This window comes from Negativicutes bacterium (genome assembly GCA_018052945.1).
Classification (GTDB): Bacteria; Bacillota; Negativicutes; order JAGPMH01; family JAGPMH01; genus JAGPMH01.
This window is the reverse complement of the sequence record JAGPMH010000001.1, coordinates 46,543-60,401: the sequence shown is the minus strand read 5'-3', so window position 1 is coordinate 60,401 and position 13,859 is coordinate 46,543. Positions and strand designations below refer to the sequence as shown.

The following is a 13,859-nucleotide window of genomic DNA, read 5'->3' as shown; positions in this document are numbered from 1 at the left end:
TTTAGCTTATTGAGCTTGTAATTCTTGTTCACGTTGAATTGTTTTAATACGAGCAATGGTTTTCTTTACTTCTTTGATACGCATTGGATTTTCAAGCTGGCCAGTAGCAAGTTGAAATCTAAGGTTAAATAACTCTTCTTTTAGGGAAGCAAGTTTTTGGTTAAGTTCACCTGCACTCATATCACGTATATCTTTAACCTTCATTTACTTCACCGCCCTCTACTTGGTCTGCTTGAGTTTGTTCACGTGTAACGAATTTAGTTTTGATAGGAAGTTTGTGCGCTGCAAGACGCATTGCTTCTCTTGCTAATTCTTCACTAACGCCGTCCATTTCGAACATAATACGACCTGGTTTTACTACTGCTACCCAGTACTCAGGTGACCCTTTACCACTACCCATGCGTGTTTCAGCAGGTTTAGCTGTTACAGGTTTATCTGGGAATATTTTAATCCAAACTTTACCGCCACGTTTAATATAACGAGTCATCGCAATACGAGCAGCTTCGATTTGTCTATTTGTAATCCATGCTGGTTCAAGTGCTTGTAAACCAAAATCACCATGACTTACTTTATTACCTCTACTAGCTTTACCTTTCATGCGACCGCGGAACTGTTTGCGATGCTTAACTCTTTTTGGTACTAACATTACGCTTCGCTCCCTTCAACAACGGCAGCTGGTTTTTTACGTTCAGGTAAAACCTCACCTTTATAAATCCACACTTTTACGCCAATGATGCCGTAAGTAGTGTGAGCTTCAGCAGTACCATAATCAATGTCAGCTCTTAGAGTGTGTAGAGGAATACTTCCTTCACGATAAGACTCACTACGAGCAATTTCAGCACCGCCTAAGCGACCACCAACCATTACTTTTATTCCTTTTGAGCCCATACGCATAGTGCGAGTTACCGCTTGCTTCATAGCACGACGGAACGCAATACGACGTTCTAATTGAGCTGCAATATTTTCAGCTACTAAAGTTGAGTCAAGATCAGGTTGCTTAATTTCAGCAATATTGATTTCAACTTTTTTCGCTGTCATTTTTTTAACTTCAGTTTTGATAGATTCGATACCTGCACCACCACGACCAATAACCATACCAGGTTTAGCTGTATGAATAGTTAATTTAAGACGGTTAGATGCACGTTCTGTTTCTATTTTAGATACGCCCGCAGTGAAAAGCTTTTGCTTTAAGAACTTACGAACTTTTATATCTTCATGCAAATTTTTTGCATAATCTTTATCTGCATACCACTTTGCATCCCAAGTTTTGATTACACCAAGACGCAAACCATGTGGATTAACTTTTTGACCCAATTCGTTTCCCTCCTTCTTTAATTATCTTTCTTTTACTACAACAGTTACATGACTTGAACGTTTCAAAATTTTGAACGCTTGTCCACGTGAACGTGGGTGAATACGTTTTAAAGTAGGGCCTTGATCTACATAAGCCGCACTTATGAAAAGATTGTCAACATTCATATCATTATTATGTTCAGCATTAGCTACTGCTGATTTAAGAACTTTTTCAATTACATCAGCACCAACTTTTGGTGTGTATTTTAAGATCGCAAACGCTTCACCGATATTTTTGCCACGGATTAAATCCATAACAACACGGATTTTGCGAGGCGCGATGCGAATATATTTTGCTACTGCTTTAGCTTCCACAGCTTAGCCTCCTTTCGGCAAAAACTATTTAAGTGATGTACGTCTTTCTTCGCCAGCGTGACCTTTGAAAGTACGAGTCGGCGCAAATTCGCCAAGTTTGTGTCCTACCATATCCTCAGTTACATATACAGGTACATGTTTACGTCCATCATGTACTGCAAGAGTATGACCAACAAAACTAGGCAAAATAGTAGAACTACGTGACCAAGTCTTTATAACCTTTTTTTCATTAGCTTCATTCATAGCGTTGATTTTTTTCATTACGCTCTCATGAACATAAGGTCCTTTTTTAATCGATCTTGACAACGAGATTTCCTCCTTTCGCCGGAACGTTGAAATTATGATTAAATCATTTTATTTCACGTCCATCTGAATATTTTAATTTAATTATTTCGTACGACCCTTAACAATAAATTTGTCAGAGTTTTTCTTACGACGAGTTTTCGCACCCATTGCATGTTTACCCCAAGGAGTAACAGGATGTTTACGACCAACTGGTGAACGACCTTCACCACCACCATGTGGATGGTCATTAGGGTTCATTGCAACACCGCGGTTAGCAGGTCTTATACCTAACCAACGAGAACGGCCAGCTTTACCAATTGTAATATTTTCATGTTCATGGTTACCAACTAAACCAATTGTTGCTTTACAGTTAATATGAACTTTTCTTAACTCACCTGATGGCATTCTAAGAAGTGCATAATCGCCCTCTTTTGCCATTAATTGAGCACCTGTACCAGCAGAGCGAACTAATTGTCCACCTTTACCGATTTTAAGTTCAATATTATGAAGCATAGTACCAACTGGAATATTTTTAATAGGTAAAGCATTACCTACTTTAATATCAGACTCTGGACCACTTACAATAGTGTCGCCAACTTTTAGACCGTTAGGTGCTAAAATGTAGCGTTTTTCACCATCAGCATAATTTAAAAGTGCAATACGAGCTGAACGGTTAGGATCATACTCAACAGTTGCAACTTTAGCTGGAATACCATCTTTGTTACGTTTGAAGTCAATTATTCTATAAAGGCGTTTATGTCCACCGCCTTGATGTCTAACAGTTAAGCGACCTTGGTTATTACGACCAGCGTGTTTTTGCAAGCGCTCAACTAATGATTTCTCCGGTTTGTCAGTAGTAATTTCATCGAAACTAGCTACTGTCATAAATCTTCTACTCGGAGCATATGGTTTAAAACTTTTTACTGCCATTGGTTTACCTCCTTTTCAAAAAACTTAGCGATTATACGCCTTCAAAAAACTCGATACGTTCGCCTGGAGCAAGCTTTACAATAGCTTTTTTGTAGTCCGGACGTTTGCCTTCGTGGCGACCCATACGCTTAGTTTTACCCATTACATTTAAAGTATTAACAGCTAATACTTTAACGTTAAATACTGTTTCAACAGCCTTAGCTATTTCAATTTTGTTTGCAGTTTTAGCTACAACGAATGCATATTTACCTTCTTGCATTAACATTGTAGTTTTCTCAGTAATAAGAGGGCGAACTAAAATATCGCGTGCATTTGCCATTACGCAAGCACCTCCTCAATGCGGGTAACTGCATCTTTAGTAATGAAAACTTTATCATGATATAAAATGTCATAAACATTTAAGCCTTGTGAGCCAATTGCTTTAACACCTGGGATATTACGAGAAGATTTTTCAACACTATCGATAATGTCCGCTGTAATAATAAGAGCTTTACTGCTTGCAGCACTAAAGTCATTTAACATTTGTACAACATTTTTTGTTTTAGGTTGTTCAAAATTAACACTATCAACAACAACTATTTCGCCTTCTGTAAGTTTAGCAGATAATGCTGACTTAAGAGCTAAACGACGTTGTTTTCTAGGCATTTTAAACGCATAAGAACGTGGTTGTGGGCCAAATGTAACACCACCACCTACCCAAATAGGTGAACGAGTGCTACCCGCACGTGCACGACCTGTACCTTTTTGTTTCCAAGGTTTACGGCCACCACCGCGAACTAAACCTCTTGTTTTTGTTGAGTGTGTTCCAAGACGTTGACTTGCAAGTTGCATTACAACAGCTTGGTGAAGCAATGCTTCATTAACCTCAACACCAAATACGCTTTCATTTAATTCGATTTCACCGGCTTGTTTACCAGCGATATCATAAACTGCTACTTTTGGCATATAGCACATCCTCCTTTCGAACTCCAAAGAGCTTATTTCTTAGGTTTAATAGTATTTTTAATAACTACGAAGCTACCCTTAGCACCAGGAATAGCACCTTTAATTAACACTAGATTACGTTCTGCATCTACTCTTACAATGCTCAAACGTTGCACGGTAACTTTTTCATGCCCCATACGTCCAGGTAATTTTTTACCTTTTAGTACTTTACCGCCGCCACCACTCATCATCGCACCAGTTGAACCTGGTTCACGATGTGATTTGGAACCATGTCCCATTGGACCACGAGCAAAGTTATGACGTTTAATACCGCCGGCAAAACCTTTACCTTTAGATGTACCAGTAACATCAACTAGTTCACCTGCTTCAAATATGTCAACGCTAATTACATCACCAGCATTATATTCAGAAGGACTAGATAAGCGCATTTCACGAATAAATTTTACTGGTGCAGCACCAGCTTTCGCAAAATGACCTTTCATTGGACTTGTAACCTTTTTATCTTTAATTGCGCCGAAACCTAATTGAACCGCATTATAACCATCATTTTCAATTGTTCTGTTTTGAAGTACAACAGTTTTACCAGATTCAACAACCGTAACTGGAACAACTTTACCTTCTTCAGTAAATATTTGAGTCATACCAAGTTTTTTTCCTAAAATTGCTTTAGCCATTAATGCCACCTCCTCCTACAGTTTGATTTCGATATCCACACCAGCCGGTAAATCCAAACGCATTAAAGCATCTACCGTTTTGGATGTTGGCTCAAGTATATCAATTAGACGTTTATGAGTACGCATTTCAAATTGCTCACGTGAGTCTTTATTAACGTGTGGAGAACGTAATATTGTGAAAATATTTTTTTCCGTAGGAAGTGGGATTGGACCTGATACCATTGCACCAGTTCTTTTAGCAGTATCAACAATTTTAACAGCACTTTGATCAAGAGCTTTATGATCGTATGCTTTTAAACGAATTCTAATTTTTTGTTGTTTAGACATTTTATTTCCTCCTTATCGCCCAGTTTCTAGAACGGACATTTCTCCGTGAAAGTTCCCTTACCCCGTAAGCAATCTTTCACGTCATCGCATTAGGGTCTTACATAACTTTATTGTAGGGACGAAAATCGTCCCTACAATAAACATTGAATTACTCTTCAATTGAAGTTACAACACCAGCGCCTACTGTACGGCCACCTTCGCGGATAGCGAAACGAAGACCAACTTCTACAGCGATTGGAGTGATAAGTTCGATTGACATTTGGATGTTGTCGCCAGGCATAACCATTTCAACACCTTCAGGTAAGTTAACTACGCCAGTAACGTCAGTTGTACGGAAGTAGAACTGTGGACGGTAGTTAGTGAAGAATGGAGTATGACGTCCACCTTCTTCTTTGGATAATACGTAAACTTCACCTTTGAATTTAGTATGAGGTTTAATTGAACCTGGTTTCGCAAGAACTTGACCACGTTCGATATCTTTACGTTCAACACCACGAAGTAATGCACCGATATTGTCACCTGCTACTGCAGAATCAAGTAATTTACGGAACATTTCTACACCAGTGATAGTAGTTTGTTTGGACTCTTCAGCCATACCAACGATTTCTATCACATCACCAACTTTGATTTCGCCACGTTCAACACGGCCAGTAGCAACAGTACCACGACCTGTGATTGTGAAAACGTCCTCAACTGGCATTAAGAAAGTTTTGTCAGTATCACGAGTTGGAGTTGGGATATATTCATCAACTGCATCCATAAGTTCAACGATTTTCGCTTCATATTCAGCATCGCCTTCTAAAGCTTTTAACGCAGAACCGGAAACTACAGGAATGTCATCGCCAGGGAATTCATAGCTGGAAAGAAGTTCACGAACTTCCATTTCAACTAATTCCATAAGTTCAGCATCATCAACCATGTCAGCTTTGTTTAAGAAAACTACCATTGCAGGTACGCCAACTTGACGAGAAAGAAGAATGTGCTCACGAGTTTGTGGCATCGGACCATCAGCTGCACTTACAACTAAAATCGCGCCATCCATTTGAGCAGCACCAGTGATCATGTTTTTAACATAGTCAGCATGTCCTGGGCAGTCAACATGTGCGTAATGACGTTTTGAAGTTTCATATTCAACGTGGGAAGTATTGATTGTAATACCACGTTCTCTTTCTTCTGGAGCTTTATCGATCATGTCGTAGCCTAAGAATTCAGCGCCACCAGTTTTTGATAATACTCTTGTGATAGCTGCTGTTAAAGTAGTTTTACCATGGTCAACGTGACCAATTGTACCAATGTTTACATGTGGTTTTGTTCTTTCAAACTTTTGTTTTGCCATTGTTTAAATCCTCCTTAATTATCTGCTTATTCGCCTTTATTTTTAGCGACAATAGCTTCTGAAATATTTTTAGGTACTTCATCATAATGTGAAATTTCCATGGAGTAGTTACCACGACCTTGTGTTTTAGAACGTAGGTCAGTTGCATATCCGAACATTTCGGAAAGTGGTACGAAAGATTTGATAACTTGCGCACCGGCACGTGCTTCCATACCGTCAATGCGTCCACGTCTGGAGTTTAAATCACCAATAACGTCACCCATATATTCTTCTGGAACAACTACTTCAACTTTCATATATGGCTCTAACAATACCGGTGTAGCTTTTTGAGCACCTGCTCTGAAGCCCATTGAACCGGCAATTTTAAATGCCATTTCTGAGGAGTCAACATCATGATAAGAACCATCGATTACAACAACCTTGATATCAACCATCGGATAACCGGCTACAACACCATTTTCCATTGCTTCTTTGATACCAGCTTCGATTGGGCTAATATATTCTTTTGGAATTGCCCCACCGACAACTTTGTTTTCAAAAGTAAAGCCTTGACCAGGTTCTTGAGGATAAAGTTCAAGTACACAGTGACCATATTGACCACGACCGCCGGATTGGCGAACGAATTTACCTTCTGTTTTAACTTGTTTACGAATTGTTTCGCGATAAGCTACTTGAGGCTTACCTACTGTACAATCCACTTTAAACTCTCTTAACATACGGTCAACGATGATTTCAAGATGTAATTCACCCATTCCGGCGATGATACATTGACCAGTTTCTTGGTCTGTACTCATGCGGAAAGTAGGATCTTCTTCTGCCAATCTAGTAAGCGCAATGCTCATTTTTTCTTGGTCAGCTTTTGTTTTAGGTTCAACAGCAACGGAGATAACCGGCTCTGGGAACACCATTGATTCTAAGATGATTGGCGCTTTATCATCGCAAAGTGTATCACCAGTTACTGTGTCTTTTAAACCAACTGCAGCTGCAATATCACCAGTGTAAACCATTTCGATTTCTTCACGACGATTTGCATGCATTTGTAGAATTCGACCGATACGTTCTTTTTTACCCTTAGTGGAGTTAAACACATAAGAGCCCGAAGCCAATGTACCGGAGTAAACTCTAAAGAATGCCAATTTACCAACATAAGGGTCAGCCATAATTTTAAAAGCTAACGCTGAGAAAGGTAAATCATCACTAGCTTCACGTTTATCCTCAGCACCAGTGTCAGGATCAACACCTTTAATAGCTGGAATGTCAATCGGTGAAGGCATGTAATCAACTACTGCATCAAGCATTGGTTGAACACCTTTGTTTTTATAAGAAGAACCACATAAAACAGGAGTCATTTTGCAAGCAATTGTAGCTTTACGAATTGCTGCTTTAATTTCTTCTGCCGTAATTTCTTCACCTTCAAGATATTTCATCATTAATTCGTCATCACTCTCAGCGACAGCATCAAGTAAGTTTTGACGATAAAGTTCAGCATCATCCTTCATTTCTTCAGGAATCTCAGCAGCTTCACTTGTTTTGCCAAGGTCATCAGTATAAATAACAGCTTTCATTTCGACAAGATCAACCATACCTTTGAAAACATCTTCAGAACCGATTGGCAATTGTAATGGAACAGGATTTGCTCCCAGGCGAGTTTTCATCATTTCAACAACATTATAAAAATCAGCACCTAATATATCCATCTTGTTTACGTACGCCATACGAGGTACGCCATATTTATCAGCTTGACGCCATACTGTTTCAGATTGAGGTTCAACCCCACCCTTAGCACAGAATACCGCAACCGAACCATCAAGTACCCTCAACGAACGTTCTACCTCAACAGTAAAGTCCACGTGTCCAGGTGTATCAATGATGTTTATACGATGATCATTCCATTGACAAGTTGTTGCAGCAGAAGTAATTGTAATACCTCTTTCTTGCTCTTGCACCATCCAGTCCATAGTAGCACCGCCATCATGAACCTCACCTATTTTATGTACTCTACCTGTATAGAACAGAATACGCTCAGTAGTAGTGGTTTTACCGGCATCGATATGCGCCATAATTCCTATGTTTCTCGTTTTTTCTAGAGAAAACTGTCTAGCCACTAACATCGCTCCTTACTATAAGGTAAATATTTTACCAACGATAATGTGCAAATGCTTTATTAGCTTCTGCCATTTTATGTGTATCTTCTTTTTTCTTAATAGATGCACCAGTATTATTAGCTGCATCTAAAAGTTCAGCAGAAAGTCTTTCACACATTGTTTTTTCACCACGTAATCTTGAATAGTTAACAATCCAACGAATACAAAGTGTCATACGACGGTCAGGACGAACTTCTACAGGAACTTGATAGTTAGCACCACCAACACGGCGAGCACGTACTTCTAAAACAGGCATTACATTTTTTAGTGCAGTTTCAAAAACTTCTAATGGATCTTTACCAGTTTTAGCTCTAATATTTTCAAACGCGTCATATACAACTTTTTCAGCAACACCTTTTTTACCAGACAACATAACTTTGTTGATAAACTTAGTAAGTACTTTAGAGTTGTACACCGGATCCGGTAACACGTCACGTTTAGTAACAGGGCCTTTTCTTGGCATATTAACCCTCCTTCTTCCAAAAATGAATATTATCTAATTAATTATTTCTTTTTAGCGCGTTTAGCACCATATTTTGATCTACCTTGGTTACGATTTTGAACACCAGCTGTATCTAACGCACCGCGAACGATGTGATAACGAACCCCTGGTAAATCTTTAACCCTGCCACCTCTAATAAGAACAACACTATGTTCTTGTAGGTTATGTCCAATACCTGGAATATAAGCAGTTACTTCTATTCCGTTAGTCAACCTAATTCTCGCAACTTTTCTTAACGCTGAGTTAGGTTTTTTAGGAGTAGTTGTATATACTCTTGTACAAACACCACGCTTTTGTGGACATTCCTTCAAAGCTGGAGCAGTAGATTTTTTTACTAAACTTTCTCTACTTTTACGTACTAATTGGTTAATTGTAGGCATACCTGCACCTCCTTCCTCAAAAAAAAGATTTATTATTTAATAACTGCATCTTTTACAACACAGTATTTAACAATCTGAAGCTACTTTGTTATCACTACTGCAGCTGCCCCAACCTCAATGGCACAAGCTTTTCCAAGCTCAGCCATCGTAATACTACAATCAATGGCAATGTTTTTTTCAGTACAAAGCTCTTTTAATTGTTTTACCACTCTTGGTTCCGCATCGCTTGCAATAAAAACTCTTTCAGCAATGTCTTTACTGATAGCTTTTGTAGCTTGTTTGACGCCAATAACTTTCTTGGAGCCCTTAAATGTGTCAAGTATCATCCACTTCACTCCCCTATTTTTATAGAGTAATGCTATACCTCTCATAGACACTTTTATATATTAACACTCGCAAAAGACATTGTCAACAAATTTTCTTATAAAAAAATCACCTTTATTCCTTGCTATATCAGTTGTTTTTATACCCACGGAGCGGCGTGTTTCATTTCTATGTTTTGTCCATATAAATACTACGTTTATCAATATCTAGCGCAAAGATTTTTCAAAATTAATTTTATCTTCTAAATTATATTAATTAGTACTATTCATTAAATATTTTAATATAGAAAAAATAGCATAAACAATAAAGTGTTTTGCAACAATCTTTATCGTCTATGCTATCAATTATTATTCAGCTACAGTAGTTTCTTCTTCTTCTGTACCATCTTTAATTATTTTAATATTACGATATCTACTCATTCCAGTACCGGCCGGAACTAACTTACCAATGATAACGTTTTCTTTCAAGCCTAATAATGGGTCAACTTTACCTTTTATCGCTGCATCTGTTAAAACTCTAGTAGTTTCTTGGAATGATGCTGCTGATAAGAAGGAATCTGTTGCTAGTGACGCTTTTGTGATACCTAGTAAAATAGGTCTCGCTACTGACGGCTCACCATCAATCTCAATTGCTTTCGCATTTTCTGCTTCAAAGTTATTAACATCAATATATTCACCCGGTAAGAAATCAGTATCACCGGACTCTTCAACTTTTACTTTATGAAGCATTTGTCTTACCATAACCTCAATGTGTTTATCATTAATTTCAACACCTTGTGATTTGTAAACCTTTTGAACTTCATATACTAAGTAACGTTGTGCGGCTCTTAGTCCACAGACTCTTAACATATCATGTGGATTTATAGATCCTTCAGTGATTCGATCACCGGCTTCAATCACTTCGCCTTCTTTAACAATAATACGCGCCCCATAAGGGATTTGGTAAACTCGCTCTTCAGAATCATCAGGTTGAACCGTAACTTTACGTTGTCCTTTTAATTCTTTTATTTCAACTTTACCAGAAACTTCAGTAATAATTGATTGGCGTTTCGGTTTACGAGCCTCAAATAACTCTTCGACCCTCGGTAAACCTTGTGTGATATCTTCCCCGGCAACACCACCAGTATGGAATGTACGCATTGTAAGTTGTGTTCCTGGCTCACCGATTGATTGAGCTGCAATAATACCAACAGCCTCACCAATATCAACTTGATTGCCAGTCGCCAAGTTACGACCGTAACATTTTATACATACACCAAATTGTGATTTACAAGTTAATACTGAACGAATTGTTACAGTTTTACGCACAGCGGTAATTTTATCTGCCATTTCTTCATCAATTTCTTGATTTAATGAAGCAATCACTTCATTAGTTTCAGGATCAATGATATCTTCAGCTAAAACCCTACCAACAATTCGATCTTTTAATCTTTCAATCACAGCGGCGCCGTCCATAATAGCTTTTACTTCAATACCGCGAATGTTGTTATTTCTTACTTTAACTTCTCTAGCATCACTAGCTAAAATAGCCTCAATATGCTCTTCTGTTAAAGGAACATTGGCCGGAACAATTTTCACCCCGGATTTATCAACTACCGCTTTAGTAGTATTTTTTCCTAACATTTCGCGAATCATTGATTTTTTGATAGTATCGCGAACATGTTCTTCCGGCGCTCCTAAAGTTATTGTTTCTGTAGTAACGGCATTACTAACATCACTTTCATACTCAGTAGCAGTACCTCTGACAACAATTTCCGGCACCGCATTTTCACCAATAATATTGAGCATAGCTTCATCAATAACTGTTTCTGCTTCAAATAAAACTGCACCAGTTTGTGGGCTTACTATTTCATTTGCCAGTAACCGTCCCATTAATGAATCTTTCAATACAGCAATTGCCCCAGTACTAGTTTTTGCCAACTTCGCTCTTTCACGAACTAAGTTTATACCAACTACATCACAGTCATCTTCTCTAACGATAACATCTTGTGCTACGTCTACCAGACGACGAGTCAAGTAACCGGAATCGGCTGTTCTTAGTGCTGTATCGGCCAGACCTTTACGGGCACCATGTGTTGAAATAAAGTACTCTAATACTGTTAAACCTTCACGGAAATTAGCTTTGATTGGTAAGTCGATAATGCGACCCGATGGATCAGCCATTAATCCACGCATACCTGCTAACTGACGAATCTGTTGGATATTACCGCGGGCTCCAGAGTTAGCCATCATATAAATTGGATTAAAGCGATCAAGATTGTTCATCATTGCTGCTGTTACATCATCAGTAGCTTTAGTCCATAGCTCAATTGTTTTTTTGTATCTTTCATCATCGGTAATCAGACCACGACGATATTGTTTCTCAATATTCTTAACTTGCTCTTCCGTTGATTTTAAAATACCAACTTTTTCTTCAGGAATGATAATATCTGCAATTGCTACAGTCATACCAGCACGACAAGCAAATGAATAACCCAGTTTTTTAACTTTATCTAACATTACTGCTGTTATAGCGTTACCATATTTACGATAACAATTACCAACTAATATTCCTAATTGTTTTTTATCCATCAAGATACCAAGATGCCAACCATCTTCTTCTTGATAATAATATTTAACACCTTCCGGTAAACTTTCATTAAAGATCATCCGGCCAAGCGTTGTAGTCACTAAACCATATTTATCATCACGAACTTTTATTTTAGCTTGTAATGATAATTCTTTTTCATGGTAAGCTAACAATGCTTCATTAATACCAGTAAATACTTTATTTTCACCAATAGCGCCTGGTTTCTCAATTGTTAAGTAATATGCCCCTAAGACCATATCCTGCGTCGGAACAGCAACCGGACGACCATCTTTAGTCGATAAAATATTATGTGCTGACAACATTAACAACCTAGCTTCAGCTTGTGCTTCTGCAGACAATGGTAAATGGATTGCCATTTGGTCACCATCAAAGTCAGCATTATATGCCGTACAAACCAATGGATGAAGTTTAAGTGCTCTACCTTCAGTTAGAATCGGTTCAAAAGCTTGAATACCTAATCTATGCAAGGTTGGTGCACGGTTTAATAATACCGGATGTTCTTTGATTACTTCTTCTAAAACATCCCAAACTTCTGGTCTAATTCGTTCAACCATGCGTTTTGCACTTTTGATATTATGAGCATGACCAGCATTTACTAATTTTTTCATTACAAATGGCTTAAATAACTCTAAGGCCATTTCTTTTGGTAAACCACATTGATGCAATTTAAGTTCCGGTCCTACTACGATAACGGAACGACCAGAGTAGTCAACACGTTTACCTAATAAGTTTTGACGGAAACGACCTTGCTTTCCTTTTAGCATATCACTAAGAGATTTAAGCGGGCGATTTCCCGGACCAGTAACCGGTCGACCACGACGACCATTGTCAATCAAAGCATCTACCGCTTCTTGAAGCATCCGCTTTTCATTACGCACAATAATATCAGGTGCACCTAAATCCAATAATCTTTTTAAACGATTATTACGATTAATTACTCGACGATATAAATCATTTAAATCAGAAGTAGCAAATCTGCCACCATCTAATTGCACCATTGGACGCAGTTCCGGTGGAATTACCGGAACTACATCTAAAATCATCCAATCAGGGCGATTGCCAGATTTACGGAACGCCTCTACAACTTCTAAACGGCGAATTGCTTTAATTTTACGTTGACCGCTAACCTCTTTTAGTTCTTGACGCAATTCTTTGCTCATTTCTTCAAGATCTAATTCTTCCAGAAGTTTTTTAACCGCTTCAGCGCCCATGCCTACTTTAAAAGTTGCACCATATTTATCGCGGTTTTCACGGTATTCATTTTCATTTAATAATTCATATTTGCGAAGTGGCGTATCACCTGGATCAAGTACTATATATGATGCAAAGTATAATACTTTTTCTAGCGATCTTGGTGAAATATTTAAAATTAAGCCCATACGGCTTGGTATTCCCTTGAAATACCAAATATGCGATACAGGAGCTGCTAACTCAATATGACCCATTCGGTCACGTCTAACTTTTGATCTGGTAACTTCAACGCCACAACGATCACAAACTATACCTTTATAACGAATGCGTTTATATTTTCCACAATGACATTCCCAATCACGAGTTGGTCCAAATATTTTTTCACAAAATAAACCCTCACGCTCTGGTTTTAAGGTACGGTAATTGATTGTTTCCGGTTTTTTAACTTCCCCATGCGACCAAGTTCTTATTTTTTCCGGCGACGCAAGTCCAATCCGCATAGAATCAAAATTGTTTACATCCAACAAGGGGGTGTCACTCCCTTCTATATATTCGAAGTCATCT

Annotated in this window: 16 protein-coding genes; all 16 read right to left on the bottom strand. The window is 38.3% G+C overall.

The genetic code is table 11. The features are described from left to right. Positions 1-6 precede the first annotated feature (6 nt). Positions 7-204 (bottom strand): 50S ribosomal protein L29, encoded by a 198-nt coding sequence (rpmC, locus tag KBI38_00330; GenBank protein MBP8628514.1) that lies wholly within the window; start codon positions 202-204, stop codon positions 7-9. Then, positions 194-646, bottom strand: a complete 453-nt coding sequence (gene rplP, locus KBI38_00325) for a 50S ribosomal protein L16 (protein MBP8628513.1) — start codon at positions 644-646, stop codon at positions 194-196. The genes rpmC and rplP overlap by 11 nt, the downstream gene beginning before the upstream one ends. After that, the gene (rpsC, locus tag KBI38_00320) at positions 646-1,314 is read right to left on the bottom strand and encodes a 30S ribosomal protein S3 (protein MBP8628512.1); all 669 of its coding nucleotides are present in this window, start codon (positions 1,312-1,314) and stop codon (positions 646-648) included. The genes rplP and rpsC overlap by 1 nt, the downstream gene beginning before the upstream one ends. Before the next feature lie 21 nt (positions 1,315-1,335). Continuing rightward, on the bottom strand, positions 1,336-1,668 hold the full coding sequence (gene rplV / locus KBI38_00315; GenBank protein MBP8628511.1) for a 50S ribosomal protein L22: 333 nt from the start codon (positions 1,666-1,668) through the stop codon (positions 1,336-1,338). A gap of 24 nt (positions 1,669-1,692) precedes the next feature. Then, complete coding sequence (gene rpsS, locus KBI38_00310; GenBank protein MBP8628510.1) at positions 1,693-1,974, bottom strand: 30S ribosomal protein S19; 282 nt, start codon at positions 1,972-1,974, stop codon at positions 1,693-1,695. A gap of 81 nt (positions 1,975-2,055) precedes the next feature. Continuing rightward, positions 2,056-2,883, bottom strand: coding sequence for a 50S ribosomal protein L2 (rplB, locus tag KBI38_00305; protein ID MBP8628509.1), 828 nt, complete (start codon positions 2,881-2,883; stop codon positions 2,056-2,058). Between the two features lie 31 nt (positions 2,884-2,914). Next, complete coding sequence (gene rplW, locus KBI38_00300) at positions 2,915-3,202, bottom strand: 50S ribosomal protein L23 (GenBank protein ID MBP8628508.1); 288 nt, start codon at positions 3,200-3,202, stop codon at positions 2,915-2,917. Further along, positions 3,202-3,828, bottom strand: a complete 627-nt coding sequence (gene rplD, locus KBI38_00295) for a 50S ribosomal protein L4 (protein ID MBP8628507.1) — start codon at positions 3,826-3,828, stop codon at positions 3,202-3,204. Before rplD ends, rplW begins: the two co-directional genes overlap by 1 nt. 32 nt (positions 3,829-3,860) lie before the next feature. Then, the gene (gene rplC, locus KBI38_00290) at positions 3,861-4,502 is read right to left on the bottom strand and encodes a 50S ribosomal protein L3 (protein ID MBP8628506.1); all 642 of its coding nucleotides are present in this window, start codon (positions 4,500-4,502) and stop codon (positions 3,861-3,863) included. 15 nt (positions 4,503-4,517) lie between these two features. Then, a complete protein-coding gene (rpsJ, locus tag KBI38_00285) occupies positions 4,518-4,829 on the bottom strand; it encodes a 30S ribosomal protein S10 (GenBank protein MBP8628505.1) in 312 nt (103 codons plus the stop codon). A 148-nt stretch (positions 4,830-4,977) separates the two neighbouring features. Further along, positions 4,978-6,165: an elongation factor Tu gene (gene tuf, locus KBI38_00280; protein ID MBP8628504.1), complete on the bottom strand. Its 1,188-nt coding sequence runs from the start codon at positions 6,163-6,165 to the stop codon at positions 4,978-4,980. A gap of 26 nt (positions 6,166-6,191) precedes the next feature. Beyond that, a complete protein-coding gene (gene fusA / locus KBI38_00275; protein MBP8628503.1) occupies positions 6,192-8,270 on the bottom strand; it encodes an elongation factor G in 2,079 nt (692 codons plus the stop codon). Positions 8,271-8,301: 31 nt separating this feature from the next. Continuing rightward, positions 8,302-8,772, bottom strand: coding sequence for a 30S ribosomal protein S7 (gene rpsG, locus KBI38_00270; GenBank protein MBP8628502.1), 471 nt, complete (start codon positions 8,770-8,772; stop codon positions 8,302-8,304). 41 nt (positions 8,773-8,813) lie between these two features. Beyond that, positions 8,814-9,191, bottom strand: coding sequence for a 30S ribosomal protein S12 (gene rpsL / locus KBI38_00265; protein MBP8628501.1), 378 nt, complete (start codon positions 9,189-9,191; stop codon positions 8,814-8,816). Between the two features lie 80 nt (positions 9,192-9,271). Further along, the gene (locus tag KBI38_00260) at positions 9,272-9,517 is read right to left on the bottom strand and encodes a ribosomal L7Ae/L30e/S12e/Gadd45 family protein (protein MBP8628500.1); all 246 of its coding nucleotides are present in this window, start codon (positions 9,515-9,517) and stop codon (positions 9,272-9,274) included. Positions 9,518-9,862: 345 nt separating this feature from the next. Further along, positions 9,863-13,822 (bottom strand): DNA-directed RNA polymerase subunit beta', encoded by a 3,960-nt coding sequence (gene rpoC, locus KBI38_00255; protein ID MBP8628499.1) that lies wholly within the window; start codon positions 13,820-13,822, stop codon positions 9,863-9,865. Between the last annotated feature and the right edge of the window lie 37 nt (positions 13,823-13,859).

Excerpts from the sequence above, each read along its gene's own strand:
- rpmC (MBP8628514.1), bottom strand. The coding sequence starts at position 204 with ATGAAGGTTAAAGATATACGTGATATGAGTGCAGGTGAACTTAACCAA.
- KBI38_00260 (MBP8628500.1), bottom strand. The coding sequence starts at position 9,517 with ATGATACTTGACACATTTAAGGGCTCCAAGAAAGTTATTGGCGTCAAA.
- rplW (MBP8628508.1), bottom strand. The coding sequence starts at position 3,202 with ATGGCAAATGCACGCGATATTTTAGTTCGCCCTCTTATTACTGAGAAA.
- tuf (MBP8628504.1), bottom strand. The coding sequence starts at position 6,165 with ATGGCAAAACAAAAGTTTGAAAGAACAAAACCACATGTAAACATTGGT.
- rplP (MBP8628513.1), bottom strand. The coding sequence starts at position 646 with ATGTTAGTACCAAAAAGAGTTAAGCATCGCAAACAGTTCCGCGGTCGC.
- rplB (MBP8628509.1), bottom strand. The coding sequence starts at position 2,883 with ATGGCAGTAAAAAGTTTTAAACCATATGCTCCGAGTAGAAGATTTATG.
- rpsJ (MBP8628505.1), bottom strand. The coding sequence starts at position 4,829 with ATGTCTAAACAACAAAAAATTAGAATTCGTTTAAAAGCATACGATCAT.
- rpsL (MBP8628501.1), bottom strand. The coding sequence starts at position 9,191 with ATGCCTACAATTAACCAATTAGTACGTAAAAGTAGAGAAAGTTTAGTA.
- rpsG (MBP8628502.1), bottom strand. The coding sequence starts at position 8,772 with ATGCCAAGAAAAGGCCCTGTTACTAAACGTGACGTGTTACCGGATCCG.
- rplD (MBP8628507.1), bottom strand. The coding sequence starts at position 3,828 with ATGCCAAAAGTAGCAGTTTATGATATCGCTGGTAAACAAGCCGGTGAA.
- rplC (MBP8628506.1), bottom strand. The coding sequence starts at position 4,502 with ATGGCTAAAGCAATTTTAGGAAAAAAACTTGGTATGACTCAAATATTT.